Annotated in this window: 22 protein-coding genes and 1 pseudogene; 12 read left to right on the forward strand and 11 right to left on the reverse strand. The window is 61.0% G+C overall.

What is annotated here, in order from left to right; all coding sequences use genetic code 11:
* Positions 1-2 precede the first annotated feature (2 nt).
* The 3 genes from PE061_RS07750 to PE061_RS07760 are packed head-to-tail and all read right to left on the reverse strand — an operon-like array spanning position 3 to position 3,741.
* The gene (locus PE061_RS07750) at positions 3-1,481 is read right to left on the reverse strand and encodes an AMP-binding protein (RefSeq protein ID WP_271258520.1); all 1,479 of its coding nucleotides are present in this window, start codon (positions 1,479-1,481) and stop codon (positions 3-5) included.
* Entirely contained in the window at positions 1,481-3,010 is a 1,530-nt protein-coding gene (locus PE061_RS07755) for a hypothetical protein (RefSeq protein ID WP_271258521.1), read from the reverse strand. Before PE061_RS07755 ends, PE061_RS07750 begins: the two co-directional genes overlap by 1 nt.
* A complete protein-coding gene (locus PE061_RS07760) occupies positions 3,007-3,741 on the reverse strand; it encodes a PEP-utilizing enzyme (protein ID WP_271258522.1) in 735 nt (244 codons plus the stop codon). Before PE061_RS07760 ends, PE061_RS07755 begins: the two co-directional genes overlap by 4 nt.
* Before the next feature lie 159 nt (positions 3,742-3,900).
* On the opposite strand from PE061_RS07760, the gene PE061_RS07765 reads away from it, so the two are divergent.
* Positions 3,901-4,632 (forward strand): tyrosine-protein phosphatase, encoded by a 732-nt coding sequence (locus tag PE061_RS07765; protein ID WP_271258523.1) that lies wholly within the window; start codon positions 3,901-3,903, stop codon positions 4,630-4,632.
* Positions 4,633-4,641: 9 nt separating this feature from the next.
* Here the strand turns inward: PE061_RS07765 and PE061_RS07770 are convergent, their stop codons facing one another.
* Both PE061_RS07770 and PE061_RS07775 read right to left on the reverse strand, forming a co-directional pair.
* Positions 4,642-5,379, reverse strand: coding sequence for a GntR family transcriptional regulator (locus tag PE061_RS07770; protein ID WP_271258524.1), 738 nt, complete (start codon positions 5,377-5,379; stop codon positions 4,642-4,644).
* 110 nt (positions 5,380-5,489) lie between these two features.
* The gene (locus PE061_RS07775; RefSeq protein WP_271258525.1) at positions 5,490-6,248 is read right to left on the reverse strand and encodes an enoyl-CoA hydratase-related protein; all 759 of its coding nucleotides are present in this window, start codon (positions 6,246-6,248) and stop codon (positions 5,490-5,492) included.
* Between the two features lie 167 nt (positions 6,249-6,415).
* Here PE061_RS07775 and PE061_RS07780 point away from each other — a divergent pair, with 167 nt between their 5' ends.
* The 5 genes from PE061_RS07780 to PE061_RS07800 all read left to right on the forward strand — a co-directional run bounded on the left by PE061_RS07780 (position 6,416) and on the right by PE061_RS07800 (position 11,760).
* The gene (locus PE061_RS07780) at positions 6,416-7,237 is read left to right on the forward strand and encodes a 3-hydroxyacyl-CoA dehydrogenase family protein (RefSeq protein ID WP_271259154.1); all 822 of its coding nucleotides are present in this window, start codon (positions 6,416-6,418) and stop codon (positions 7,235-7,237) included.
* Between the two features lie 73 nt (positions 7,238-7,310).
* The gene (locus PE061_RS07785; protein WP_271258526.1) at positions 7,311-8,090 is read left to right on the forward strand and encodes an SDR family NAD(P)-dependent oxidoreductase; all 780 of its coding nucleotides are present in this window, start codon (positions 7,311-7,313) and stop codon (positions 8,088-8,090) included.
* 40 nt (positions 8,091-8,130) lie between these two features.
* Positions 8,131-9,447, forward strand: a complete 1,317-nt coding sequence (locus PE061_RS07790; protein WP_271258527.1) for an acyl-CoA dehydrogenase family protein — start codon at positions 8,131-8,133, stop codon at positions 9,445-9,447.
* Entirely contained in the window at positions 9,444-10,577 is a 1,134-nt protein-coding gene (locus PE061_RS07795) for an NADH:flavin oxidoreductase (RefSeq protein WP_271258528.1), read from the forward strand. The genes PE061_RS07790 and PE061_RS07795 overlap by 4 nt, the downstream gene beginning before the upstream one ends.
* Positions 10,578-10,590: 13 nt before the next feature.
* Positions 10,591-11,760 (forward strand): acetyl-CoA C-acetyltransferase, encoded by a 1,170-nt coding sequence (locus tag PE061_RS07800; RefSeq protein WP_271258529.1) that lies wholly within the window; start codon positions 10,591-10,593, stop codon positions 11,758-11,760.
* Positions 11,761-12,873: 1,113 nt separating this feature from the next.
* Here PE061_RS07800 and PE061_RS07805 read toward each other — a convergent pair.
* Positions 12,874-13,128 carry a hypothetical protein gene (locus PE061_RS07805; protein WP_271258530.1) on the reverse strand — a complete coding sequence of 85 codons (255 nt, stop codon included), beginning with the start codon at positions 13,126-13,128 and terminating at the stop codon, positions 12,874-12,876.
* Between the two features lie 18 nt (positions 13,129-13,146).
* Entirely contained in the window at positions 13,147-13,455 is a 309-nt protein-coding gene (locus PE061_RS07810) for a hypothetical protein (protein ID WP_271258531.1), read from the reverse strand.
* A 275-nt stretch (positions 13,456-13,730) separates the two neighbouring features.
* On the opposite strand from PE061_RS07810, the pseudogene PE061_RS07815 reads away from it, so the two are divergent.
* A pseudogene (locus tag PE061_RS07815) lies at positions 13,731-14,042 on the forward strand (oxidoreductase); the annotation flags it as partial.
* 2 nt (positions 14,043-14,044) lie between these two features.
* Here PE061_RS07815 and PE061_RS07820 read toward each other — a convergent pair.
* Positions 14,045-15,499, reverse strand: coding sequence for an MFS transporter (locus PE061_RS07820; protein WP_420794380.1), 1,455 nt, complete (start codon positions 15,497-15,499; stop codon positions 14,045-14,047).
* 409 nt (positions 15,500-15,908) lie between these two features.
* Between PE061_RS07820 and gabT the strand changes: the two genes are divergently transcribed.
* Positions 15,909-17,198: a 4-aminobutyrate--2-oxoglutarate transaminase gene (gene gabT, locus PE061_RS07825; RefSeq protein WP_271258532.1), complete on the forward strand. Its 1,290-nt coding sequence runs from the start codon at positions 15,909-15,911 to the stop codon at positions 17,196-17,198.
* Positions 17,199-17,278: 80 nt separating this feature from the next.
* Complete coding sequence (locus tag PE061_RS07830) at positions 17,279-17,626, forward strand: cupin domain-containing protein (RefSeq protein WP_271258533.1); 348 nt, start codon at positions 17,279-17,281, stop codon at positions 17,624-17,626.
* Between the two features lie 52 nt (positions 17,627-17,678).
* Here PE061_RS07830 and PE061_RS07835 read toward each other — a convergent pair whose 3' ends face one another.
* Together PE061_RS07835 and PE061_RS07840 are read right to left on the reverse strand one after the other, a co-directional pair.
* A complete protein-coding gene (locus PE061_RS07835) occupies positions 17,679-18,575 on the reverse strand; it encodes a PHB depolymerase family esterase (protein WP_271258534.1) in 897 nt (298 codons plus the stop codon).
* A gap of 32 nt (positions 18,576-18,607) precedes the next feature.
* Entirely contained in the window at positions 18,608-19,657 is a 1,050-nt protein-coding gene (locus PE061_RS07840; RefSeq protein WP_271258535.1) for an extracellular solute-binding protein, read from the reverse strand.
* 347 nt (positions 19,658-20,004) lie between these two features.
* Here PE061_RS07840 and PE061_RS07845 point away from each other — a divergent pair, with 347 nt between their 5' ends.
* Together PE061_RS07845 and PE061_RS07850 are read left to right on the forward strand one after the other, a co-directional pair.
* On the forward strand, positions 20,005-21,354 hold the full coding sequence (locus PE061_RS07845; RefSeq protein ID WP_271258536.1) for a glutamine synthetase family protein: 1,350 nt from the start codon (positions 20,005-20,007) through the stop codon (positions 21,352-21,354).
* 58 nt (positions 21,355-21,412) lie between these two features.
* The gene (locus PE061_RS07850; protein WP_271258537.1) at positions 21,413-22,705 is read left to right on the forward strand and encodes an NAD(P)/FAD-dependent oxidoreductase; all 1,293 of its coding nucleotides are present in this window, start codon (positions 21,413-21,415) and stop codon (positions 22,703-22,705) included.
* A gap of 28 nt (positions 22,706-22,733) precedes the next feature.
* On the opposite strand, the gene PE061_RS07855 is transcribed toward PE061_RS07850, so the two are convergent.
* A complete protein-coding gene (locus PE061_RS07855; RefSeq protein ID WP_271258538.1) occupies positions 22,734-23,423 on the reverse strand; it encodes a TetR/AcrR family transcriptional regulator in 690 nt (229 codons plus the stop codon).
* A 261-nt stretch (positions 23,424-23,684) separates the two neighbouring features.
* Here PE061_RS07855 and PE061_RS07860 point away from each other — a divergent pair, with 261 nt between their 5' ends.
* Positions 23,685-24,008 carry a hypothetical protein gene (locus tag PE061_RS07860; protein WP_271258539.1) on the forward strand — a complete coding sequence of 108 codons (324 nt, stop codon included), beginning with the start codon at positions 23,685-23,687 and terminating at the stop codon, positions 24,006-24,008.
* The last annotated feature ends 35 nt before the right edge of the window (positions 24,009-24,043 follow it).

The following is a 24,043-nucleotide window of genomic DNA, read 5'->3' on the forward strand; positions in this document are numbered from 1 at the left end:
GATCATTGCGCCGCCGCCGTCCGGCGGGCGGCTATGGTGTCGCGGATCTCGCGCCGCAGAATCTTGTTGGCGCCGCTTTTCGGCAATTCCGGCCAGATCTCGATCGATTTCGGGTGCTTGTAGTTGGCGAGCTTCGTCTTCACGAACGCCAGAACGGCATCGCTGTCGAGCCCGTCGCGGCCGGCGACGACGGCGTGGACACGGTCGCCCCATTTTTCATCGGGCAGGCCGACGACCGCCGCCTCGACGACGCCGTCATAGGCGAGCAGCACGTCCTCGACCTCGCGCGGATAGACGTTGTATCCGCCGGAGATCAACATGTCGTTCTTGCGGTCGAGGATATAGAAGAACCCGTCCTCGTCCATGCGTCCGATGTCGCCGGTGTGTAGCCAGCCGTTTCGGAACGCCTCGGCCGTCGCTTCCGGCCTGTTCCAGTAATAGGCCATCAACTGCGTTCCCCGGCAGACGATTTCGCCGATCTCGCCGGGTGCGAGGAAATTGTCGTCGTCGTCGACGATGCCGGCTTCCACCGTCGTGAACGGACGTCCGCACGATCCGACGCGGTCGTGCTCATCGGGTTTCAGGCAGGTGATCACCATGGGGCTTTCCGCCTGCCCATAGGTTTGCGCGAACACCTTGCCGAAGCGTGTCTCACCCTTGCGCAGCAGCGTCTCGGCGATGGGCGAGGCGCCATAGGCGATGCGGCGCAGACGAAGATCGGCGCCCGCACATGCCGGCTGTTCCAGGATCATCGCCAGCATGGTCGGCACCAGAAAGGTCATCGAGGCCTGCTCGGCCTCGGCAAGCGCGATGAACGCGGCCGGGTCGAATTTCTTCATCACCAGCGACCGCACGCCCCGCACCAGCGCCGGCAGGAAGAACGCGCCCGAGGCGTGAGCAATGGGCGCGGCGTGCAGGAACGTGTCGCCCTGCCGCATGTCCGGCATCAGATCTGTGAGGAAGGCGGAAAGCTCAGCCGTCTCGCCGCGCATGGTCAGCGTCACACCCTTGGGCTTGCCCGTGGTGCCGCCCGTGTAACCGAGGCGGTAGGGCGCTTCGAGATCGCGGTCGACGGCGCAGGGGGTTTCGGCCCCGGTCAGCGTCATCTCCGCGATCTCGTCGGGGCGGAAGATGAAGTCGAGCGTTTCCGGGACGATCTCTTCGTCGCCGCAGATCACCGCACGGCTACCGCTGTCGGCCAACTTGTAGGCATGGTTGTCGGGCGTCTCGCGCGTGTTCAGCGACACGCGCACGAGGCCCGATTTCGCCAGCGCATAGTATGCGACAAGGCAATCGATGCCGTTCGGCAGCAGCACGCTGACCCGGTCGCCGGGCGTGAGGCCGGTCGCGAGCAGCGCGTTACCCAGCCGGTCGGTGAGCGCATCGAAATCCCGGAAGGTGACGATGCGCGTGCCTTCGACAAGGCAGGGCGCATCCTTGTAATGCAGCGCCGCGCGGCGGATGAGCGAGCCGACCTGCATCAGGCTTCGCCCTTCCGCACGCCGCGGTCTTTCAGCGTCCGCGACTGGCGCTGCTCGACCTTGTAAAGCTCGTCGGCCAGCGGCGTGTGCGCATTGTACTTCAGCCAGGTCTCGCAGAGGTGGCGATACCGGTCGGAACAGATTTCCGGCACATGCTCCTGTGCCAGCCGGTTGTATTCCGCGAGCGTGAGCCGTCCGCGCGAGGTGCAATAGCGATCGACCTTTAGGTCGAGTGTCGTCGTCCCGCGCTGAATGGGGCCGGACGTCGGCACGTAGTCCTCGCCCGACAGGACCGAGTAGGGGATCGGGGTCAACATGCGCGTCGGTCTGTCCGAATGCTGCATCATCGTGAACGGCGAGGCCTGCTGGTTGGGGAACGTGAGGCCGGCGACGAGTTCGCCGAGCGCGACATTGCCGTACTCGTCGTTGAACAGCGGCCGGAACCGCTCCGCGCGCGGATCGATTTCCATCCAGTCCTCGACCTCGAACACGCCTGCAACGTGCGCGAGATCCTTGACGACGGCGAAATAGATCAGTGCGCCTGCCTCCAAAAGCTGGTCGCGTGTCCAGTCCGCCATGCGCATCCAGAGCTTGTTGGTGGCGTCCTTCAGGATGTCGTTCAGTTCGCGGAACGTCGCGGTCAGTTCCTCGCGCGAGCCCATGCCGAGCGGCATGAAGCCCTCGGTGAGGGGATCGGACGTGTAGAGGCCGACGCCGGCGAGCTTGTCTGCGGTGAAGCCGGGCGTCGATTCGAAGCTGCCCCAGTCGTCGACCAGATGGAAATGGCAATCGCACACCGACATGACGACGGTGAAATTGTTGTAGGGCACGCCGGCTGCGACACCGTCCAGCCATGGCAGCGAGCACTCGGCCATATCCATGAAATCGCGGACCAGCATCTCGTGGCGGTCGTCGATCCGGTAGGGGCCGGAGTTGGTAAGGCTGATCCGACTCTCGCAGGACACGAGGAAGCCGTATTGCGAGGCCGTCGCCATGAAGGCGTGCGCAGCGGCGTGCAGCTCGTCGCCCGCTTCACAGGCGAACATGTCGTCGCGGAAGATCTCCAGCCGCCGGTCAGGGAGGATCTGGGCGCGGTGGCCATATTCGCGGTTGGTGCGATGGCCGCTGTTGCGGTGCCACGAGAGCTGGAAGCGCTTCCAGAAGTCGAGCACGTAGATCACGTCCTCAAGCGCATCCTGCGGGCGCAGCAGGCCGAGCGAGATCAGCCATTCGCGCCCCAGCAGGTAGAATGCCGGCAGGCACCAGCCCATATGAGAGTTCTGGATCTTGATGCCCATGTTGCGGCTACGGTCGGCGATCTCTTCCGCAGGCATCCGCGCCTCGATCTTCCGCAGCAGCGACGGATAGCGGTAGAAGGCGTTGACGTAGGAGAACATGATGTAGGCCGAAACCGGGAACAGCTTCGATTCCTGCACCGTGCGCGTCAGGCACAGCCAGTAGGTCTCGTCCCCGATGGACTGCATCAGGTTGTTCGCTTCGAGAATCTGCGCGTAGCTCGGGCGGTTCATGCGAGCTTCCAGACGCGCGCCGGCATCTCGACGCCGCTTTGGTAGGATTCGGCCGTGCGCGCCGGCGCACTCGTTTCGATCTCGACCCGGTCGCCGTTCCGGATGCCGCTGATCCGTGCGTTCATCAGGCAGGGGATGCCATACTCGCGCGTCAGGATGCCGAGGTGCGAACGGACCGTGCCGCCGGCGCAGATCACGCCCTTGAACTTCTCGAGGATGGGCGCCGTCAGCGTGCCGCCGCTGTCGTCGATGATGGCGATGGCATCCTCGGGGACGCCGTTCTTCATGAGGTCCACGACACGCTCGCTCGTGCGGACATAGAGCGCGACGCCGCGCGTGTTCTCCGCGCGCATCACCACGTTGTCGCCGGTACCACGCTGCGCACGGCCTTCCGCATCCGGGGCTTCGGTCAAGGCTTCGGGGTGCTCGAAGCTGAAATCGGGATTATCGCCGGTATCGCCCGAGGTATAGGCTTCGGGACGGTCCCGCTGCGACAGGATCGAGGACCAGGCAAAGCGATAGCCCGTAGCGAGGATGCGCGCCTCGATGGCCTCGATGTCGGCCTTGGTCACCAGTCGCTCGGAGGAGCCGAAGACGAAGTCTGACCAGTCGTCACCGCTTTCGGCCCAGCGCCGGCGCACAAGGTCTCGCACGCTGTTCTGCACGGCCTCGACGAGAGGGGATGCGGGGCTGTGCCCGTATCGGTCCCGGTCCGTGTAAAGTACCGCCATGATCCTCCCAATCGCCGCGTGTTGTGCCGCGGCCTGATCTTCGTTGCGTCAAAATTTGAACACCGAACGCATGTCATTGTCAACCCTTAGGGCTATTTCAAAAAACAAAATTGTAGCGCAATCTTGATGTCTTGCAATTGTTCGAGAGAGGCTGGGAGAATGTTCGAAGGCGCTTATAACTTGCGGGATCTAGGCGGAATTCCGGGTCTTGGCGGGCGCCGTGTGAAGGCGGGTCACGTGTTTCGCTCCGGAAGCCTGGCTCATTTTTCGCCAGCAGCGGTGCAGGCGCTTCTCGGCATCGGTGTCTCGCTTATCGTCGATTTGCGCTCGGGTCCGGAACGTTCGCACGGACCGTCGCCCGCACCGCTCGAAGTGATTCCTCATTGGCGCATGGCGTCCGAAAGCCTGGGCAATCCACGCCCGCTCCTTGATCTGTGTCTGGCCGGCACATCCGGCCGCGATGCCATGCGCGATATCTATCGGTCGATGCCCATAGCGCAGGCAGAGGCATACCGCGCCTTGTTTCACCATATTGCGCGCGGGCACACGCCGCTTCTGTTCCACTGTGCTGCCGGAAAGGACAGGACTGGTGTCGCATCGGCTCTACTGCTGGCACTGTTGGGAGTCGGCCGCGAGGCTATCGTGGCCGATTACGTAGAAAGTGATGCCGCACGGGAGCGCACGCGGTCCATGTTCCTTACATACGTAGGCCAGGAGTTGGTTGCATCGGAGGCGCTTTGGTCGCCGATCCTGAATGCCGACCCCGGTTACCTCGATGCAATGTTCGGTGAGCTCGCGCGGCAATACGGCGATATCATCGGCTATGCGAACGCCGTATTGCGGCTCTCGCCGAAGGATATCGAGGTCCTCCGCGAAACGCTGCTCGAATAGTAGGTGATCTCAGCTTCGGGCGAAGGCTTCGTCCGGAAGCTGCGCGATCCGCTGGCGCATGTGGGTCATGTGCTGCCGCATGGCCTTCTGCGCGCCGGCCTTGTCGCCGCCGAGCACGGCAACAGTGATCGCGGCGTATTCGTTCAGCCGGTCCTGCCGGTCCTCGGAATTGAAGAACGGCTGCACCTGCAGGCGCAGCAGGTGGATGCGCATCATCGGCATCACCGACTGGATCTGTGAATTCTCGCCCACCGCGATGAGCGCATCATAAAAATGGCTGCGCTGTTCCAGGAAGGCCGCATTTTCCAGCGTCGGGTCCTTGAAACGCTCCAGCAGGTGGAAAGCCTCTTCCAGTTCGCGGGCGTTCTGCTCGCCCATCGTGCGCTTGCGCGCCACGGCGATGGCGGCGATGCGTGCGATGAAGCTCGTCAGCAGCTCCAGAATCTCCAGCAGGTCCACGGCCTCGGTACGGGTCAGCGAGCGCACATACGCGCCCCGATGGCGGGTCAGCTCGACGACGCCTTCCGCGTCCAGCCGCTTCAACGCCTCGCGCACCGGACCCCGGCTGACGCCGAGGCTCTGCGTGAGATCGGCTTCGATCAGCTTCTGACCGGGGACATAGCGGCCGGCGAGAATGCCGCGATGGATCGCATCCACCACCTTGTCGGGCGAGCTTGCGCTGTCGCTCGCGGTCTTTTCGGCCTCGGCCGCGCTGCGTTTTGCTTTCTTCTGAGCGGGCAACCCCATCGCCTTGTCTTTCGCTTTCTGGCCTGACTCAATTGTTCATCGGTTTGTTACGCTGCCAAGCTATTGGCGCGTCCTATTCTATTGCGTTTCTCCGGTAAATACATTGCGCATCAGCGCCCCGCCCAGCGTGGCGCGCGCTTTTCGATGAACGCGCGTGGCCCTTCCGCGAAATCTTCCGTCCGCATGATGACGTCCTGCGCTGCGAGGCTCAGCGCGCCCAGTCGGGGATCGGTTTCGTCGAAGGCCCGCCGCGCCACCTTCAGGCTTTCCCGAACCGCGATCGGTGCATTCGCGCAGACCTGCTCTGCGAGGTCGAGCGCTGTGCCCAGAACGTCCGCCTTCGGGACGACGCGGTTGACGAGGCCGAACGCCAGCGCGCGCTCCGCGCCGATAGGCTCGCCCGTCGCGATGAGTTCGAGCGCGAGCGCACGGGGCAGCGTGCGTGGCAGGCGATAGATGCCGCCTGCAGCCGCCACCAGACCACGCTTCACTTCCGGCAGTGCGAAGCGGGCATCCTCCGAAGCGACGATCATGTCGCAGGACAGCGCGATCTCGAAGCCCCCGGCCATGGCAGCGCCGTCCACGGCCGCGATCCACACCTTGTCACGCGGGGCGTGAACAAACGCCGCGAAGCCCCATTCCGGGTCGACGAGCCCGCTCATGCCGCCGTCCGAGACAGCCTTGAGGTCGGCGCCCGCCGAAAAGGCCTTGCCGCCTTCGCCGGTCACGATGGCGGCCCAGATGTCGGGGTCGTTCTCGATGGTCTTCACCGCATCCCTCATGCCCGCCGTGACCGCCGCGTTCACGGCGTTGCGCGCCTCCGGCCTGCGCAGCGTCACCAGTGCGATATGGTCTGCGATACGTTCCACAGTAACCGCCGTAGCGGTGGCTTCGGCCATGCTTCCTCCCACAAAGGTCGTACCCGTCACCGGGCCATATTTCGCTTGCATGATCGGTTTCAAGCGATCAAGAAAACGATATTGTCATACAACATTGGTTATCGGGGCGGATTGTGCAACAACATTCGACAGGCGTCGTGGGGGCCGGGCTGATGGGTGCGGAAATCGCGCTCGTGCAGGCACTTGCAGGCAAGTCCGTGTTGCTGCTCGACCGCGACGAGGTGGCGCTCACACGTGCGGTGTCCCGAATCGCCGGGATTCTGGAAAAGGGCGTCGCGCGGGGATTCTACGATGCCGCGCTGGCGGAAAACACCCCCGCCCGTATCCGCGCCACGGTCGATATCGCGGACTTCAAGGCCTGCACGATTGTGACCGAAGCCGTGTTCGAGGATCTCGAGGTGAAAGCGGACATCCTCCGCCGCCTCGACGAGACGTTGCCGGCGGGCGCCATGATCGCCACCAACACGTCCACGATTCCGATCTCGGTTCTCGCCTCGCGCGTGTCGGAAGCGCGGCGGCAGCATTTCATCGGCATGCACTATTTCTCGCCGGTCAGCCGCATGAAGCTGGTCGAGGTGATCCCGGCCTTCGACACCGCCGAGGAGACGGTGAAGGCCGCCTATGCGCTTGCCGAAAACACCGGCAAGGTGCCGATCCGCGTGAAGGACGTCGCCGGTTTCGCCGTCAACCGTGTGCTGCACATGTTTCTCATCGAGGCGGTGCGGCTCGTCGAGGAGGATGTGATCAGCGTCGAGGATCTGAACACGGCCTGCAAGCTCGGGCTCGGACACCCGCTCGGGCCGTTCGAGCTGATGGACGCGACCACGTCCAGTCTGTGCCTTACCGCGCAGCAGATCATGTTCGATGCCTATGGCGAACGCTTTCGCCCGCGCCCGCTGCTGAAGACGCGGGTCGCGGCGGGGCTCGTCGGCGGGAAGGGCCGAAAAGGCTGGTCCTGATCGGGAACGGCCGGAAGAATGCAAGGCGTGCTCTGCCGGAGAACGGCCGGGCACCAATATTGGGGAGTGGATCATGGCGGGAAGACTGGAAGGCAAGGTCGCGATCATCACCGGTGCCGGAACCGGCGTCGGCCGCGCGTGCATGGCGCGTTTCGCCGAGGAAGGTGCGAAGGTGCTGGGGGCCGGACGCACGAGGAGTACGCTGGAGGGGAGCCTTTCGCAGGTGCCGGTGGGTGCGGGCGCGATCCATGTTGCGGACCTCAGCAAGGATGAAAGCGCCGACGCCGTGGTCGCGGCCGCCATCACGGCTTTCGGCAAGGTGGACATTCTCGTCCATGCCGCCGGTGTCGGCTACAGCTGGGCGGAAAAAAGCCCCGGCTCGATGAACGACACCGTCAACACCACGCCGGACAAGTGGCGCGAGGTGATCGGTATCAACCTCGATGGCTATTATCTGATGGCCCGCGCCGTGCTACCGAAGATGATCGCGGCGGGCGGCGGCGCCATCGTGGGCGTCACCAGCATCTCGGGCATGCTCGGGCTGCAGGCGGCGCATGCCTACACGGCGGCGAAGGCCGGCATGATCAATCTCACGCGCTCGCTCTGCGTCAGCTACGCGAAGGACAATATCCGCTCAAACTGCATCGCGCCGGGCTTCATCGATACGCCGATGGTGGCGTCGGTCGTCGGCATCTTCGACGATCCGGTGGTGGCCGATCAGCTCGCGCCGATGCGTCGCCCCGGCACGCCGATGGAGATGGCGAACGGTTGCCTTTATCTCGCCTCCGACGAGGCTTCCTACTGCAACGGCAGCGTTCTCGTCATCGATGGCGGCACCTCCGCGCGGCAATAGCTCCGGCACGATTCTCTCGTCCTGAAAGGTTTCTCCCGCCATGTTCGAAATGTCGCCGAAGGTTCTCGACTACAAGGCTCGCCTCGAGAATTTCATGGCTGAGCACATCTATCCGAACGAATGGGCCTTCTATTCGGAAGCGGAACGGCTGGGACCGTGGGCGGTACTGCCCATCGTTGAAAAGCTGAAGCCGATCGCGCGGGAAGCCGGTCTCTGGAACCTGTTCCTGCCCGATGCGGAGCTTGGCGCAGGCCTGCACAATCTCGATTATGCACCGCTCTGCGAGATCATGGGGCGTTCGCTGCTGGCGCCCGAAGTGTTCAACTGTTCGGCGCCCGACACCGGCAACATGGAAACGATCTGGCGCTACGGCACGCCGGAGCAGCGTGAGGCGTGGCTGACGCCGCTTCTTGCCGGCGAGATTCGGTCCGCCTTTGCCATGACCGAGCCCGAAGTCGCCTCGTCCGACGCGACCAATATCGGCAGTTCGATCATCCGCGACGGCGACGACTATGTCCTGAACGGGCGCAAGTGGTACACGACCGGCGCCACCGATCCACGCTGCAAGATCATCATCTTCATGGGCAAGTCCGATCCGGACGGTGCGGATCGCCATCGTCAGCAGTCGATGATCCTCGTGCCGAAAGACACGCCCGGCATCCGCGTGCTTCGTCCCTTGCCGGTGTTCGGCTTCTACGGCGTGCCCGACAGGGCGGCCGAGGTGGTTTTCGAGAACGTGCGCGTTCCGGCCAGCAACATGCTGCTCGGTGAAGGGCGGGGCTTCGAGATCGCGCAGGGCCGTCTCGGGCCGGGCCGCATCCATCACTGCATGCGCCTCATCGGCCTGTGCGAGCGCATTCTCGAACGCATGTGCCGCCGCGCCGACCGGCGCGTGGCCTTCGGCAGTGAGCTTTCCCGGCAGACGGTGACGCTCGAACGCATCGCGAACGCGCGCATCATGATCGAGCAAGTACGCCTGCTGACGTTGAAAGCCGCGTGGATGATGGACACGGTCGGCAACAAGGTCGCTAAGTCCGAGATCGCCATGATCAAGGTGGCCGGGCCCACTGCGGCCTGCCAGATCGTCGATTGGGCGATCCAGATGTTCGGCGGTGGCGGCACCAACTCCGATCACCTGCTCACCGCCGCCTACGCGACTGCGCGTATGCTGCGTCTCGCGGATGGACCGGACGAGGTGCATCGCAACCAGATCGGCCGCCTCGAGATTCGCCGCCAGCTCCAGACCGATCCGGCGCGCACGGGCGGTACGGCGGATGTGCTCGGCCTTGCCGATGTCGAAGACCGCTTCGCATATCTGCGGCCCGGCGATGCCCACTATCTGTGGGCGGAGCAGTGACGAGTGTCAGCGACGTCCTGTTTCGGCCGTTCCGGCACGGGATGCTCGATCTTTCCAGCCGCGTCGTGATGGCGCCGATGACCCGCTCACTGTCGCCCGGCGGCGTTCCCGGCCCAGATGTGGCGCACTATTATCGCCGCCGCGCCGAGAACGGCGTCGGGCTCATCATCAGCGAAGGCACGTTCGTCGATCATGCCGGCGCTTCCATCGACGATAATGTGCCGCGCTTCCACGGCGAGAAGGCGCTCGAAGGCTGGGCTCGCGTCATTCGCGAAGTCCACGCGGCGGGTGGCCACATGGTGCCGCAGCTCTGGCACGCGGGCCTCATCGTGCCCGCTCCGGTCGAAGGCATTTTTGAAGGCGAGGGCGGCCTTCGCGACGATCAGGTCGGCCCCTCGGGCATGGTCGGCGGACCTGGCGTCCTGCCGTGGAAGGGTACCGAGCCGATGTCGCTTGCCGACATCGACGCTGTCGTCGAAGCCTTCGCCTCGGCAGCCGTCTCTGCGTTCCGGCTGGGCTTCGACGGCGTCGAACTGCACGCTGCACACGGTTATCTGATCGACCAGTTCTTCTGGCAGGACACCAATCGCCGTACCGATCGGTACGGCGGCGGGATCGCCGAGCGTTCGTCCTTCGCCGCCGACATCGTGCGCGCGATCAAGGATGCGACACCACCCGATTTTCCGGTGATCCTGCGGATATCGCAGTGGAAGCAGCACGATTTCGACACGAAGATGCTCGCGTCTCCGCAGGAACTCGAAGCCTTTCTGTCGCCGCTCGTCGATGCTGGCGTGGACATTTTCCACTGCTCGCAGCGGCGCTACTGGCAGCCCGAATTCGAGGGTTCGGATCTGAATCTCGCCGGGTGGGTCCGACGTCTGTCGTCGCTGCCGACGATCTCGGTCGGGTCCGTCGGCCTCAAGGACGATCTCCTCGCCACGCTCTTCGCGGGAAAGGGCACCGAAGGCACCGGCATCGACCGCCTGCTCGCGATGATGGAGCGCGGCGATTTCGATCTTATCGCCGTCGGCCGCGCGCTGCTCGCGGACCCCGAATGGCTTGCCAAGGTCAGGGTCGGCGATACCGCGTCGATCCGGCCCTACACCGTGGAATCCCTGAAGACATTGTAGAGAGGAACGACCTTTGGAAGCCTATATCGTGGCCGCGGTCCGCACCGCTGGAGGACGGCGCGGCGGCGCGCTCGCAGGCTGGCATCCGGCCGACATGGGCGGCGAGATTCTGAACGCGCTCGTCGACCGCAGCGGCATCGATCCCGCCGCCATCGAGGACGTGATCGCGGGCTGTGTCACGCAGGCCGGTGAGCAAAGTTTCGCGCTCGCCCGCAACCTGGTGATGGCCTCGAAGCTGCCCGACAGCGTACCCGCGACCACGGTGGACAGGCAGTGCGGCTCGTCGCAGCAGGCGATCCACTTCGCTGCGCAGGCGGTGATGTCGGGTACGCAGGACATTGTCGCCGCCGTTGGCGTCGAGAGCATGACGCGCGTGCCGATGGGCTCCAACTTTCGGCTACACGCCGAGGCTGGGCTCGGCGTTGGTCCGTGGAGCCCGAAGATCAAGGCCCGCTACGGCGTGGAAGAATTCAACCAGTTCACCGGCGCGGAGATGATCGCGGTGAAATACGGTTTCAGCCGCGACGACCTTGATGCGTTTGCGCTCGAGAGCCATAGACGAGGCGCGGCCGCCACCGAAGCTGGGGCATTCGACAGCGAAATTCTCCCCCTCCCGGTCGAAACACCGATGGGTCCGGCTATCCATGCTCGTGATGAGGGGATTCGGTATGATGCGTCGGCGGAATCGATCGGGTCAGTGAAGGGACTGTGTGAGGGTGGAAGGCTGAGTGCCGCGACGTCGAGCCAGATTTGCGACGGCGCGGCCGGCATACTGATTGCAAACGAGAGAGGGCTGAAAGCGCATGGCCTTACGCCTCTCGCGCGGGTCCACAATCTCACAGTTACGGCAGGCGATCCCGTGATCATGTTGGAAGAACCGATTCCCGCCACGCGACGGGCGCTCGCACGTTCAGGGCTCGGTATCGATGAGATCGATCTCTATGAAGTGAATGAAGCGTTTGCGTCCATCCCACTTGCCTGGTTGCAAGCCACGAGTGCTGACCCGGCGCGGCTGAACATTCGAGGCGGTGCGATCGCGCTGGGCCACCCGCTCGGAGCGAGCGGCGCAAAACTTATGACGACACTGGTTTATGCACTCCGGGCGGCGAGAGGTCGTTACGGTCTTCAAACCATGTGCGAAGGGGGAGGGACCGCAAATGTCACGATTGTGGAGGCATTTTAGGGTTCGTGGCTTCCATGCGGTTCCCGGACGCATGCTGCTTTCCGTGTTTTTGCGCTGGTTTCATGTGGTCGTGCCGCGACACCGCCGTCTCATGCACGGCTGGCACGACATCTTCGGGCGCGAGGCTCCTGTCCGGATCACTCTCGCTTGCCGTGTCGAGCACCCATGTCGATCTCGGCGAGACTAAAGCCGGTGAGCTCGACGTCGAAGTCGAGGTCGATAAGGTCCTGAAGCTCGATCGCGAGCGTCTCGCTGTCCCAGCTAGCCTCAAGGCAAGCTTGTTGTCGGCAAGTACGTAGGCACGCCGTTCGGCATGGCCGGCCTCACCTTCCGTTCCCCGATGCTATACTCGCTGTCGTCATGGTGCAGCCAGCGCACCGAGGCTGAACGGGGCAAAGAGTCGCGGTATCTGGCCGGGCTATCCACGTGGTACGGTGAATTTCCGTGTCGTGGCACGAGTGGGATGCCGTTCCGCTCCGGAGCACAATGTCGGGAAAGGGAAGTCCCCGCCGCGCGTCACACTTCAGGCCTTCTTCGTGTCGATCTTGTCCCGGAAATATCCGATCCGTCCCACTTTCATGCCTGTTCGTGCAAAACCCGTCCCACTTACATGGTGGTTTGGTGCAGGAACGGATCGGTATCAGAGAAGCGATGCCAGCAAGAAAACTCAGTTTTATCAATGGACAATCTCAAAAAGTGTCACTGCCGACGAAATAAGCTGCCGGCCGGATGCAGGTTATCCGCTACCCTGTTATTGGCCCGAAGTTTCCCTGTTTTCGGATAGGGTCCGAAACGGGAGCGAAGTCTCCAAACGCCGGAATTTTCAAGGGAAATGCTCGGACAAAGGCGCAGATAGCACAAAACTCCCTGTAAATTTACTCATAACAGGGAATATCAGGTGGAGACCCGTTCGCCATGGACTGCGCCACGCACCATTTTCTGAAATTAAATCAGATAGTTATTTGTTTTCGCGAGGCGATTCCGGACGGTCATTTTTATCCGGGGAAACGCCGGGGGAAACGGGAGGAGGTTCTTCCCCGCTCCGTCGCGTGCAGCCGCCACGCATGGTGGTAATCCGACTATCCTACCTCGAATCGTCTCCACACGTGTCAATCAGCCCTTCGTTTTCACCGGCGTCCAAGTGCCGTAACGGCGCTCAAGCATGTTGATGGCGACCTCTTTGGGCTTGCAGTTCTTGGCCTCGACCTCGACGCCCATGGCCTCGACATTCATGCCCCCGAAGCCGTTTTGTGCCCGATAGCGCATGATAACGCCGAACCTGCCATCCTTGCCCACGGCCGACCGGATAGTGGCTATATGCTCAAAAGACTTGGGATTACGTAGCGACGCCTTCACGGCGTCCTTCATTCCCGGCAGGGAATCGTCCTATTTGACAAAGCAATGCTGCCCTGAGGCAACCCGGGCGATCTTCTCGGCCGTTTCCGCGATTGCACGCGCTTCGGCCTCCTGCCCCTTTACCTTCTCTTGGGCAGCGCGCTTAGCTGCCGCAGCCTTGCCTTCCGGTGTTTGTGAATAAGCTTGTCCATATGCGACAAGCCCGGCCAGCGTTGCGACGAGGGCGCCAGTGCGGCGTGCGAACGAACGGGAGTTGATGCCCTTCGCCTTCACGCGCTTCCACAATGGCGGAAAGGCCAGAACGCCCACGACAATCGAGAAAAATACGCCGATGCCCAAGCCGACTTCGATTGCCGCTCCAGCTAAGGTGATGGCACCGTGCAGCGCCCGAAAGCGGACGTAAGATTTAGCGTTGGCTGCGCGCCTGTCTGCCGTTCTGAACACGGAGCGGCCATGTACAACCGGCCGTTCATCGTGGCTCGAGGCTAATCAAATCCCTGTCGATACACCGCATAATGTCGAGCTTTACTACGGACAGATCACCACGAGATCCGAGAAATAGTCGACAAAAACTTTTGGATTCGTCGTGTGCAGGGGTGCTCCCTCGATTTCAGCAAGTAGGGCAAATCTGCATTCTCGCGCTCTCGTTCAATAATGACGGTCCGCTTGGGACCTTCTTTCGCTATATCGGCGATACGGGAACCTACATCGTGCGCTACGACGACCTTGTCACGGGCCGGGAGAAACCGGTCGACTTCAACCGGGTGGCGGTGTCGATGAACGGGATTGAGCTGCAGGACCGCGAATTTGTGGCGGCAATCCGGGAGGGGCGCGAGCCGAACGGCTCGGGCGCCCAGATGCTCGACTGCTATCGCGTTATCGGCGAGCTCGCGGCCAGTCTGGAAGCACGCGACGGCTGGTCATAGCATCACGCTGTCTCTTCGGCTCGACTATGGAATTTTGCGCGGCCGGACAGGAACAGGAGCGCGATAGCCGCACACAGTGAACCGGCGGCCATGATGCCGGCGACGATCGGAAGGCCGATGTCGAAAGAAAAGAGCAGACCGGCCGCAATAGGGCCCAGCGCCGCGCCGCCGCGCCCGATGCCGATGATCAGACCTGTACCACTTGCCCGAACCTCGGTCGGGAAAGTGGCAGCGATAATCGCGTAGAGGCCAACGACGCCGGCATTGGCGCAGAACCCGGCCGTAGCAGCGACGAAACCCAATTGGTCGAGATTGGATTGACCCTGGCCGAACCATGCCACCGCAATGCACGAGCCCAGCATCGCGACGATCGCCAATGCGCGAATGCCGATGCGCCAGCTCAGCATGCTCAGCAGCAAAGCCCCCAAAAGCCCGCCGGCGTTGGCCCAGACCAGTACGCCGCCTGCCGCCGCAGGCGCGTAACCCATATCGACGACAATCTTGGGGATCCATTTCAGGATGAAATAGAACGTCATGATATGCGCGAAATAGCTGGCAGTCAGGAGCAGCGTGGCACGGCGCAGCGTAGGTGAAAACAGTTGGAGCGGGGATGCCGTGATCGGCGCGCTCTCGCGCTCGGGGATCGCATGGATCGCCTTATGGCCGACGCCGCGTAGGGCGCGATTGATCTTTTGCAGCGCGTTTTTCGGTCGTGCCTGCATCAGATATCCGACCGATTCGGGGAGCAGAAACCATGCGATCGGGAAGAAGGCCGCGGTAACTACCGCCCCGAAATGGAAAACGTCGCGCCATCCTCCGCTTTCGAGCAGGCCGGACGCGACCGTGCCACCGATCACAACGCCCATCGGATAACCGGCGGCCATGATGGCGACGGCGAGGTTGCGCGCACGGTCATTCGAATATTCCGCCACCATGGCATTGGTACAGGCCAGCATTCCGCCGATACCGAAACCCGTAAACAGGCGGTAGGCCGACAAGGACTGCACATCGCCCGCCAGCGTGGCGAGCCACATGCCGATCGACATGATGACGAGGCAGGCGAGGATCATCGGGCGGCGCCCCAACCGGTCGGCGGCATTGCCGAGAATGATCGAGCCGACCGCCATGCCGATCAGTTCCATCGACAGAACAAGGCCGAGCGCGGCTCGGTCGATGCCCCATTCGCTTGCGATGCCCGGCGAGGCGAAGCTGATCGCCAGAACGTCGAAGCCGTCCAGGGCGTTGAGCACAACGCACAGGGCAACTGCCATGATCTGCCGCATCGTCATCGGCGACTGCGCCAGCCGAACCCTGGGATCTTCCACCATTTCCCGCCCGCCCATTCTCTTCTCAGTTGCTGCTTGCGTCAGGCCGCGTCCCGGCTGTGCCGCATTGGCCTCCCGTATTTCATCCCGCAACGCACGTCCCCGAAGCGCGAAGGCTATCCCGGACGACATCTAGTCTCGCCCCGGCCACGTGGGATGCCACCGGACGGCCATGACCGCAGCTAAACCCTCAACTTCCGAAATGGCCTAGTAGATAGCCCGGTCGGTGCACGATTTTGATCGCAAGAGTCGCCATCAATAATATGAATAATGATTCGCTTAATAGATGGAATATGGCGATGGCGTCAACGAAAAATGCAGACGGCCAAGGCAAGTCGTGTTCTGTTTAGCCCCGGAAATACAGGCGAGCCACTCGTTTGTGGAGACCGGAATAGATGGTCACTTTTCTCGTTGACGCAAAAGAAAAATCTTGTTCTATTAAATGAATTATTATTCATATTATTTACACGTCGGGAACCGGTTCCCGGTTTGCTGGCGCGTGCATGCCACTTCCGTTTCTAAATTCGACAGGACCGCATTCATGGACAATCTCTCTCTTCAGCAGGCCCGCGCCGAGGTCGTTCCGCGCGGTGTCGCTTCGGCGACCGCAATCTATGCAGCACGGGCTGAGAACGCTGAAATATGGGATGTAGAAGGGCGGCGGTATATCGATTTTGCCGGAGGTATCGCGGTCCTGAATGTCGGGCATCGCCACCCCAAGATCATCGATGCGGTAAGCCGGCAACTCGGGCAGTTCACGCATACTGCTTTCCAGGTTGCGCCCTACCCATCCTATATCGAACTGGCACAGCGATTGAACCGGCTTGCGCCAATCGAAGGGCCCGCCAAGACGGTATTTTTTACCACCGGCGCCGAAGCGACTGAAAATGCAGTGAAAATTGCACGCTCGGCGACTCGGCGAGGCGGCGTGGTCGCATTTTCGGGCGGCTTTCACGGGCGCACGTTGCTGGCATCTGCGATGACCGGGAAAGTTTTACCATACAAAAAGGCTGCCGGACCGTTCCCTCCCGAAGTCTTTCACCTGCCTTTTCCGTCACCGACTACGGGCGTGTCGGTTCAGGACATGCTGAAGGCGCTCGATTTCCTTTTTGCTTCGGATGTCGAGCCGGACCGGATCGCGGCCTTCATTGTCGAGCCCATTCAGGGCGAGGGCGGGTTCCATGTCCCGTTTCCGGAATTCTTCGATGTGCTTGACCGGTTGAGAGAACGACACGGTATCCTGTTGATCGCCGACGAAGTGCAGACGGGCTTTGCGCGCACGGGTAAAATGTTCGCCATGGAGCACCACGCCATCAAGCCCGATCTGATCGCCGTCGCCAAGTCGCTTGCTGGCGGCTTTCCGCTGTCCGGCGTTATCGGGCGGGCCGAGGTCATGGATGCGGTCGAACCTGGCGGTCTTGGCGGGACATATGGCGGGTCGCCGGTCGCCTGCGCGGCCGCGCTCGCCGTGCTCGACGTCATTGATGAAGAGGGCTTGGCCGAACGCGCCGAGCAGATCGGAGGCATCATTGCCGATCGTATCGGGAGGCTGTCGGCAGAAGACGGTTCGCTGATCGCAGGCTTGCGCGGCAAGGGAGCGATGATCGCATTCGACATTGTCGACAGGGATGGCTTGCCCGATGCTGCGCGCGCAAAGCAGATATGCGGCCAGGCGATGGAGGCAGGTCTGCTCCTGCTGAGCTGCGGTCAGGCGGGGCAAGCCATCCGCATCCTCGTCCCTCTCACTGCGTCGGACGAATTGATTGCGGAGGGGCTCGATATTCTCGAGGCCGTCCTGACGGCCAATCGCGGCGCCGCGGCGATTTCGTAGCGCATCGATGCGAATGGTGTTAGGTCGTGCCCGACGTTCGCGCTGCGCCGGCGCCGGGCCCATTGAACAGGAAGAGTGATATGACGATCGTTTGTTTTGGTTCGCTCGATCCAGCCGGTGTCGATGCGGGCCCCGCATCCGACAGAATCGTCAGCGGTGACCCGCGAGCGACCTTGTGGGTGTATCATGAGTCAGAGGATGGCCGGTTTTCAGCAGGGGTTTGGCAATGCACGCCAGGGCGCTGGCGGATTGCCTGTGAAGAGCAGGAATATTGCCACATCCTGTCGGGATCGGGCGCAGTGATATCTTCGGATGGACGGCGTTTCTCTATTACCGCCGGCGATCAGTTCGTCGTCCCTTCGGGTTTCGTCGGCGAATGGGAAGTTGTCGAGACGATGAAAAAAAATTGGGTGGTCATGTTGCCATGACTACCCGATCGTCCTGAGATCGGCGAGGAAACAAGTGTCCTCGCGTCGACCGTTATTCCTGCGAGAGCGCTGATTTCAGGAATTTCTGTACTGTCGGAAACAGCTGGGTTTCATCATGTTCGGCGTTGGGCACCAGTTCCATCTGGACCTTGATGCCGTTGGCCTCGAAATTCTTCTTCAGCGTTGCCAGGCGCTCGACACGGTTCTTTCCGGTTGAACCATAGTCGGCGCCCTTGACGTTTTCACCCATCCAGTAGGCGGAATCTCGCTCGATGGGTTCATTCCATTCATCCAGATCCTTCGCGCCCGCCACCATATGCACTTTAACGTTCCGCATGGCGTTAAGGTTCAGCTTCGCATTGAAGCGGGCATAGAGATTCTTCGTTCCAACCCACCAGTCGGATGTGTTGTCGATCAGCGTGATCATGCCGGGTGCGCCGATGGAGATGGCGTGCAGCCGGTGCGGATGGAGATAGAAGAAGCGATGGGTGAAATGGCCGCCGCCCGAGAAGCCGTGCATATAGAATTTATTGTCTCGTAGGCGATATTTGGACGCGACCTCGTCGACCATGCTGAGCAGGACCAGGTCGTAGCGCGTGCCTTTATAGTCGATGAGTTTGTAGGTCTCGAGATCCTGGTTTCCGTGCGTGTTGAGCGGGAACAGCGGCGCCATCAGGATGACGCCATTCTCTTCAGCGAACGCTCGGTTGTGTTGGATGTAATGATGCGGCCAACGCTCGGTGCCATGAACGAGTACGACCAGCGGATAGGTTTTCGTACCGTTCTCGTCATAGTCCTTCGGGACATAGAGCATATAGGAGAAGCGGGGATCCATCTGGCTGGCGAGAAACGGTGTGATCCATTTGTCGTGCCAACTGAACTCCTTGGTCTGGGCCGCCGCCGGGAAGGCGGCGAACAGCAGAACGCCGAGGAAAGCCAAGATACGCATGTTGAAACCTCCCGAAAGACGTGGCTGGCCGATTACCATTCCGATTCCCAACCGGATTCTGCCATGATCCGGTCGGCCAAGTCATAATGATAGCGCAGGTCGTTGACGTTGAAATCGTCGACCTTGAACGTACCGAGCTTGCGAAGGTCCGCTGCGGGCTCAACATCCGACCGTACCGGATACTTGTGAACATGCTTCGACATCAGGGCTTGCCCCTTGGCCGAGAGGATGAAAGCGACGAGCTGCTCCGCCTGGCGATAGCGCTCGGTTCCGTTGGTCAGGTTTGTCGAAAGGCTGATCCCGGTTACGTTCGCGAAAAGACCATGGTCGGCGTCGAGCCAGACGACCTCGAGGTTCTTGTCGAGTCGCTCCTGCATGGCCTTGTCTTCAGGATACCAGTCGCGCAGATAGCCGAGATAGTAGGTGTTCATGAAACCGATGTCATATTTCCCTTCGGAAACCGCGAGTGCTTCCTTCACGTCGTTCAGGTAGCCACCTTTCGCAACATTCGCCGCAACGCCTTTCGCCCAGGCGCGAGCTTTGTCCTCGCCGTAGCGCGCGATGATATAGGCAAGCGTGGAGCGGTTATACACGTTGCTCGATGCTCGCTGTGTCATGCGGCCCTTCCATTTGGGGTCCGCGAGATCGAGAATCGATTTGGGGTATTCGGAGCGCGGAACCTTGTTCTTGTTCACGATCGCCGTCCGAAAGCGCAGGGCCATGCCGAACCAGCGCCCATCGACATCGCGCCACTTGGCAGGGACGATCTTGTTCATTTCCGCAACAAAGGCGGGTTCGAGCTTGTCGAGGTGGGTGAAATGCTTCGCTTCGAGCAGTCCTTTATAGTCCGACACGGTGATTACATCGGTGGTGAAGATGTCATAGTCGCTGGTAACCCGCACGGGAATGCCGGTTTGCGCGGTGAAGGCGTCGATGACCGGCTGGAAATACTCCTGATCATGATACCAGTTGATGCTGATCGGCCCCTTGGCCGGGGCGGCACCGTCCGCAACGGCCAGCGCCGGTACCGCAACCATGCCGGCCCAGCATGCCAAAAGCAGTGTGAAAAGCCGCTTCATCATAAAATGCCTCCCTAAATTCCGATTGCCGAGGAGGTCCTCGACTACCCCCTAATCCGCGAATATAATATGAATAATTAGTCACGTTCAAGCGGAATGTACCAGTTCGCCGAACCGATGGCTGTCGCCTGGCTTGCAATCAGGCTTGCCAAGAGCCCCAGATTTCGATTATGTGTATAATTATTCACATTTCGAAATCCGATTGCCGGAGGGCGGCGGATCCGGAATCTGAATATCGCCCGGCATCTATTCTGGGCGCGCGCATCGCGGCGTTCATGACGGTCTGCAATTTACGTCGGACCAGGTTTGCCGAGATCCCCGGCCGCATCGTCGGTCGAGATGGAGGATATATGAATATCGAAGAGCTGCGAAAGTGGCTGACGGATAACCGGGTGGGTGAAGTCGTATGCCTGATTCCCGACATGACAGGCGCCGCGCGCGGCAAATCGCTGACGCCGGCGCTGTTCCTGTCGAGCCTGGAAGGTGATGGCTTGAAGATACCCGAGGGGACTTACAATATTTCGGTTCAGGGAGAGACCGTTTATAATCGGCACGTCCCGCGAACCGAGAATGACCTGACGCTGGTGCCGGATCTGTCGACCATCCACCTCGCGCCGTGGAACAAGGAAGCGGCCGCATGCGTGATCTGCGATACCATCGACCGGAACAATCACTATTATGGTGCCGCTCCGCGGCAAATTCTGCGAACAGTCGTCGATCTCTATGCAGAGCGCGGCTGGGCGCCGATCGTTGGTCCAGAAGTCGAGTTTTACCTGATATCGCAGTTCAACGACACGATCCTCGAACCGAGCGCGCCGAGGGGCAGTTCGGGCCTGCGTGAATTCGGGCAGCACATCTACAGCCTCGACGCTCTGGATGACTTTGACGGCCTGTTCGAGGAACTGTTCCAGTTCTCGGAAATCCAGAATATTGAGCTCGACACGCTGATCCACGAGGATGGTCCTTGCCAGTTCGAGGTGAGCCTGCGGCACGGAGATGCGTTGAAGGTCGCCGACCAGTTGTTTCTGTTCAAGCGGATGGCGCGGCATGTTGCGAAGCGCCACGGCGTTTTCCTGACCTTCATGGCAAAACCCTATGCCAATGAGAGCGGAAGTGCGATCCATCTGCATCATAGCGTCGTGGACATTGCGAGCGGTACGAACATCTTTGCGAATGTCGATAATTCCGACACGCCGCGCTTCTATCAATTCATCGCGGGGCTTCAGCAGCACCTGCCCGAAGCGATGCCGATGCTGGCGCCCTACACGAACTCGTACAATCGGTTCGAGGCCTACATGGCGGCGCCGACCAACACGCACTGGAGCCGCGAAAACCGGACGGTCGGGTTGCGAGTCCCGCAGGGCGGCCGGTCTGCGAGACGTGTCGAGAACCGTATCCCGGGCTCCGATATCAATCCCTATCTTGCGATCGCGGCGTCGCTCCTTTGCGGCTTCGTGGGCATGGTGGAGGAACTGGCGCCGCGCGATGAATATGTAGGCGAGGGATATGAGGACAGGGAGCGCCCTCTTCCTGCGACATTGACCGAAAGCGTCGCGGCATTCTCGCGATCGGACATGATCCGAACCTATCTTGGAGACGTTTTCGCGGAGACCTTCGCCGATATCAAGCAGCGCGAATATGAGCACCGGTCGAGCATCCTCAGCCCATGGGATGTCCGCTTCCTGATGGTCAATACCTGATCTTGGCTGTTATCCGGCGGGGTCCGCGACGCCGGGTGACGATTAAATGGAGTGAGGGATGAACGCCCGGAAACCACAGCCACACGCGCCGTCCTATTACGCCGCGACGGCGCACAGCCAACCCTCTCGCCCTATGCTCGCGGGCCGCCGCGATGCCGACATCTGTGTCGTTGGCGGTGGTTTTTCGGGAGTGTCGACCGCGCTGGCGCTGGCCGAAAGAGGTTATTCGGTCATCCTGCTCGAGCAGAACAGGATCGGATGGGGCGCGTCCGGGCGGAATGGCGGTCAGGTGCTGGCCGGATGGTCTGGCGAGCATAACCTGGTCAAACAGCTCGGCGATCGGGCAAGCGAATTTCTTTCGCGCACACGCTACCGCGGTCATGAGATCATCGAACAGCGCATCGCGAGATATGGCATCGCGTGCGATTATGCCGTGGGTACCGCGACGGCAGCGCTGAGTACGCGATATCTCCATAAGCTCGAGGCTGAATATACGGCGCTCGCGGCGGAGGGGCAGGCGGGCCATTTGGAGCTGGTCGACGGCGGACGGATCAAACAATATATAGGTTCCGACCTGTATTGCGGCGGATTGATCGACAGTCGCGGCGCACATTGCCATCCTCTGAACCTGTGCATCGGCGAAGCGCTTGCTGCGGAATCCCTGGGTGTCCAGATCTTCGAAAATTCACAGGTAACCGGAATTGAGCAGAAGAGTGGGGTCATGGTATCGACGTTCGCCGGAGCGGTTCTCGCATCAGCGGTGGTTCTGGCGGGGAGCGCATACCATCATCTGTTACCGCAACAACTGGGCGGCTACACCCTGCCGGCAATGACCTATGTCATGGCGACGGAGCCGTTGGAAAGCAGGTTTGCGAAAAGCTTGCTACCTGCAAATCATGCGATTTGCGACACGAAGGAGGTGCTCGATTACTTCCGCTTGAGCGCCGACAATCGCCTGCTATGGGGTGGGGAGTGCAGCTACTCGAACCGCAGCGCCGTCGACATACGGAAAATCCTTACTCCCGGTATGCTTCGGGCCTTTCCGCAATTGGCAGCGACGCGCGTCGAGTTCACCTGGAGTGGTGCCATCGACATCACGCTGAATCGTGTTCCCATGATTGGGCGTACCGGGAAGGCACTCTATCATATCCAGGGATTCTCAGGGCACGGCGTGAATACAAGCCATATCGCGTCGGAAATTGTCGCGGATGCCATCAGTGATGACCTGGCACCGATCGACTTGCTTCAGGAGGCGCGTCACTGGCGCATTCCTGCCGCCGATTTCATCGGCAATCCCATGCTTGCGCTTGGAATGACGTATTTCAGGATGCGCGACCGCCTCGGATTTTGAAGCAAGCGGGATTTCGACCCCATTTGGTCTATAGCAACGTTTCGTGAGGTTTCTTTCTTGTCTTAACTTTCTTCGTCGACACAGTCTCCGGAACCACACGCGAATACCGCTCGAACAAATCACGTACGCTGTCCATCAGGAACTGCTGTTTCAGTTTAGCCCGCTTCTCGGTTTCGGTCGCTATCGAGACTGCGACCGCATCGACCAAGATTGTAAAATACCCGGCCAATGCGAACTTCTCGTCATCGCCAAGCTGAATAGGGCCTTTGTCCATCAGCGCCGCCAGTCGCTTGGCATATTGCTTGTCGTGCGTTTCGCCGATCTCATAGAGTTCGGGATTGTTGCGAACGATATTGACGAGGACGAGAAGGCCCTTCTGGTCGCGATAGTTTTTGACCAGTCTTTCGGTCAGGGCGAGAAACTCGTCGACGATGCTGTCATACTTCGCGCTCGCCTCGACCTCTTCGAGCGCCTGATTGTCCATGGCGAGCCACCGTTCGAACAACGCAACCATGATCGCCTGCTTGTTCGGAAAATACTGGTAGACCGATCCGATCGATGCGCCCGCCTGCTTAGCGATCGAGATCGTCGTTAAATGGTCGTAACCCTTCTCGTCGAGCAGGGTCGCCGCAGCCGCGAGAATCCGCTCAACGCTGTCGATGGCCCGCTGTTGCGAGGGTATTTTCCGGGGAACGATTACGCGTTTCTTGGTCCCCATTTTGCAGTCCACATCCTTCTGTTTCTCAATCCTCTGCACCATAGCCGCCGATACCGCGAGTGCCCAAATAAAAACTATTATTCGCTTTTTTGTTGCGGAATCATTTTTCCGCCTATAATGTGAATTATTATTCACAACGCAGATACTGCCCGACGCCATGAACTCCCGTCCCATTCGCCGATGTCGAAGGCGGCCCCTATGCGAAAATAGGGCACTTCTTTCCGAGAATACCTTTGAAATTTTATGGACTTACCTGCGACCATGAGCGTCAAGAACATCCGGACCTTCCCCCTGATCGACATAGCGGGACCACCCGAAGCGCGCGGGCTTCAATATGGTATGAAGGCGAAAGACTATATTCTGCGTGCGATCCAGAACTACAAACTCGCCTACGCCGATCTGGGCGTAGGCTGGGAGCAGGCCTGTGGCATCGCGGATACGTTCCTTCCCATGTTGGAGAATCGCGAAGAGTGGTTACTGACTGAGGTGAAGGCAATCGCGCAGGGGGCGGGTGTTCGCACCAACGAAATACTGGCGCTGAACTGCCGAACGTGTCCGCCGTCAGCACCAATGGCACAGATTTGAGGTTGTGAAGTAAGGAGGATTTGGGCTTCGTCGTA

This window comes from Sphingosinicella microcystinivorans, assembly GCF_027941835.1.
In the GTDB taxonomy this organism is placed as follows: Bacteria; Pseudomonadota; Alphaproteobacteria; order Sphingomonadales; family Sphingomonadaceae; genus Sphingosinicella.

Coding starts and splice junctions, on each gene's coding strand:
- PE061_RS07750 (WP_271258520.1), bottom strand. CDS start 1,481: ATGCAGGTCGGCTCGCTCATCCGCCGCGCGGCGCTGCATTACAAGGAT.
- PE061_RS07755 (WP_271258521.1), bottom strand. CDS start 3,010: ATGAACCGCCCGAGCTACGCGCAGATTCTCGAAGCGAACAACCTGATG.
- PE061_RS07760 (WP_271258522.1), bottom strand. CDS start 3,741: ATGGCGGTACTTTACACGGACCGGGACCGATACGGGCACAGCCCCGCA.
- PE061_RS07765 (WP_271258523.1), top strand. CDS start 3,901: ATGTTCGAAGGCGCTTATAACTTGCGGGATCTAGGCGGAATTCCGGGT.
- PE061_RS07770 (WP_271258524.1), bottom strand. CDS start 5,379: ATGGGGTTGCCCGCTCAGAAGAAAGCAAAACGCAGCGCGGCCGAGGCC.
- PE061_RS07785 (WP_271258526.1), top strand. CDS start 7,311: ATGGCGGGAAGACTGGAAGGCAAGGTCGCGATCATCACCGGTGCCGGA.
- PE061_RS07790 (WP_271258527.1), top strand. CDS start 8,131: ATGTTCGAAATGTCGCCGAAGGTTCTCGACTACAAGGCTCGCCTCGAG.
- PE061_RS07805 (WP_271258530.1), bottom strand. CDS start 13,128: ATGAAGGACGCCGTGAAGGCGTCGCTACGTAATCCCAAGTCTTTTGAG.
- PE061_RS07820 (WP_420794380.1), bottom strand. CDS start 15,499: ATGTCGTCCGGGATAGCCTTCGCGCTTCGGGGACGTGCGTTGCGGGAT.
- gabT (WP_271258532.1), top strand. CDS start 15,909: ATGGACAATCTCTCTCTTCAGCAGGCCCGCGCCGAGGTCGTTCCGCGC.
- PE061_RS07830 (WP_271258533.1), top strand. CDS start 17,279: ATGACGATCGTTTGTTTTGGTTCGCTCGATCCAGCCGGTGTCGATGCG.
- PE061_RS07835 (WP_271258534.1), bottom strand. CDS start 18,575: ATGCGTATCTTGGCTTTCCTCGGCGTTCTGCTGTTCGCCGCCTTCCCG.
- PE061_RS07840 (WP_271258535.1), bottom strand. CDS start 19,657: ATGATGAAGCGGCTTTTCACACTGCTTTTGGCATGCTGGGCCGGCATG.
- PE061_RS07845 (WP_271258536.1), top strand. CDS start 20,005: ATGAATATCGAAGAGCTGCGAAAGTGGCTGACGGATAACCGGGTGGGT.
- PE061_RS07850 (WP_271258537.1), top strand. CDS start 21,413: ATGAACGCCCGGAAACCACAGCCACACGCGCCGTCCTATTACGCCGCG.
- PE061_RS07855 (WP_271258538.1), bottom strand. CDS start 23,423: ATGGGGACCAAGAAACGCGTAATCGTTCCCCGGAAAATACCCTCGCAA.
- PE061_RS07860 (WP_271258539.1), top strand. CDS start 23,685: ATGAGCGTCAAGAACATCCGGACCTTCCCCCTGATCGACATAGCGGGA.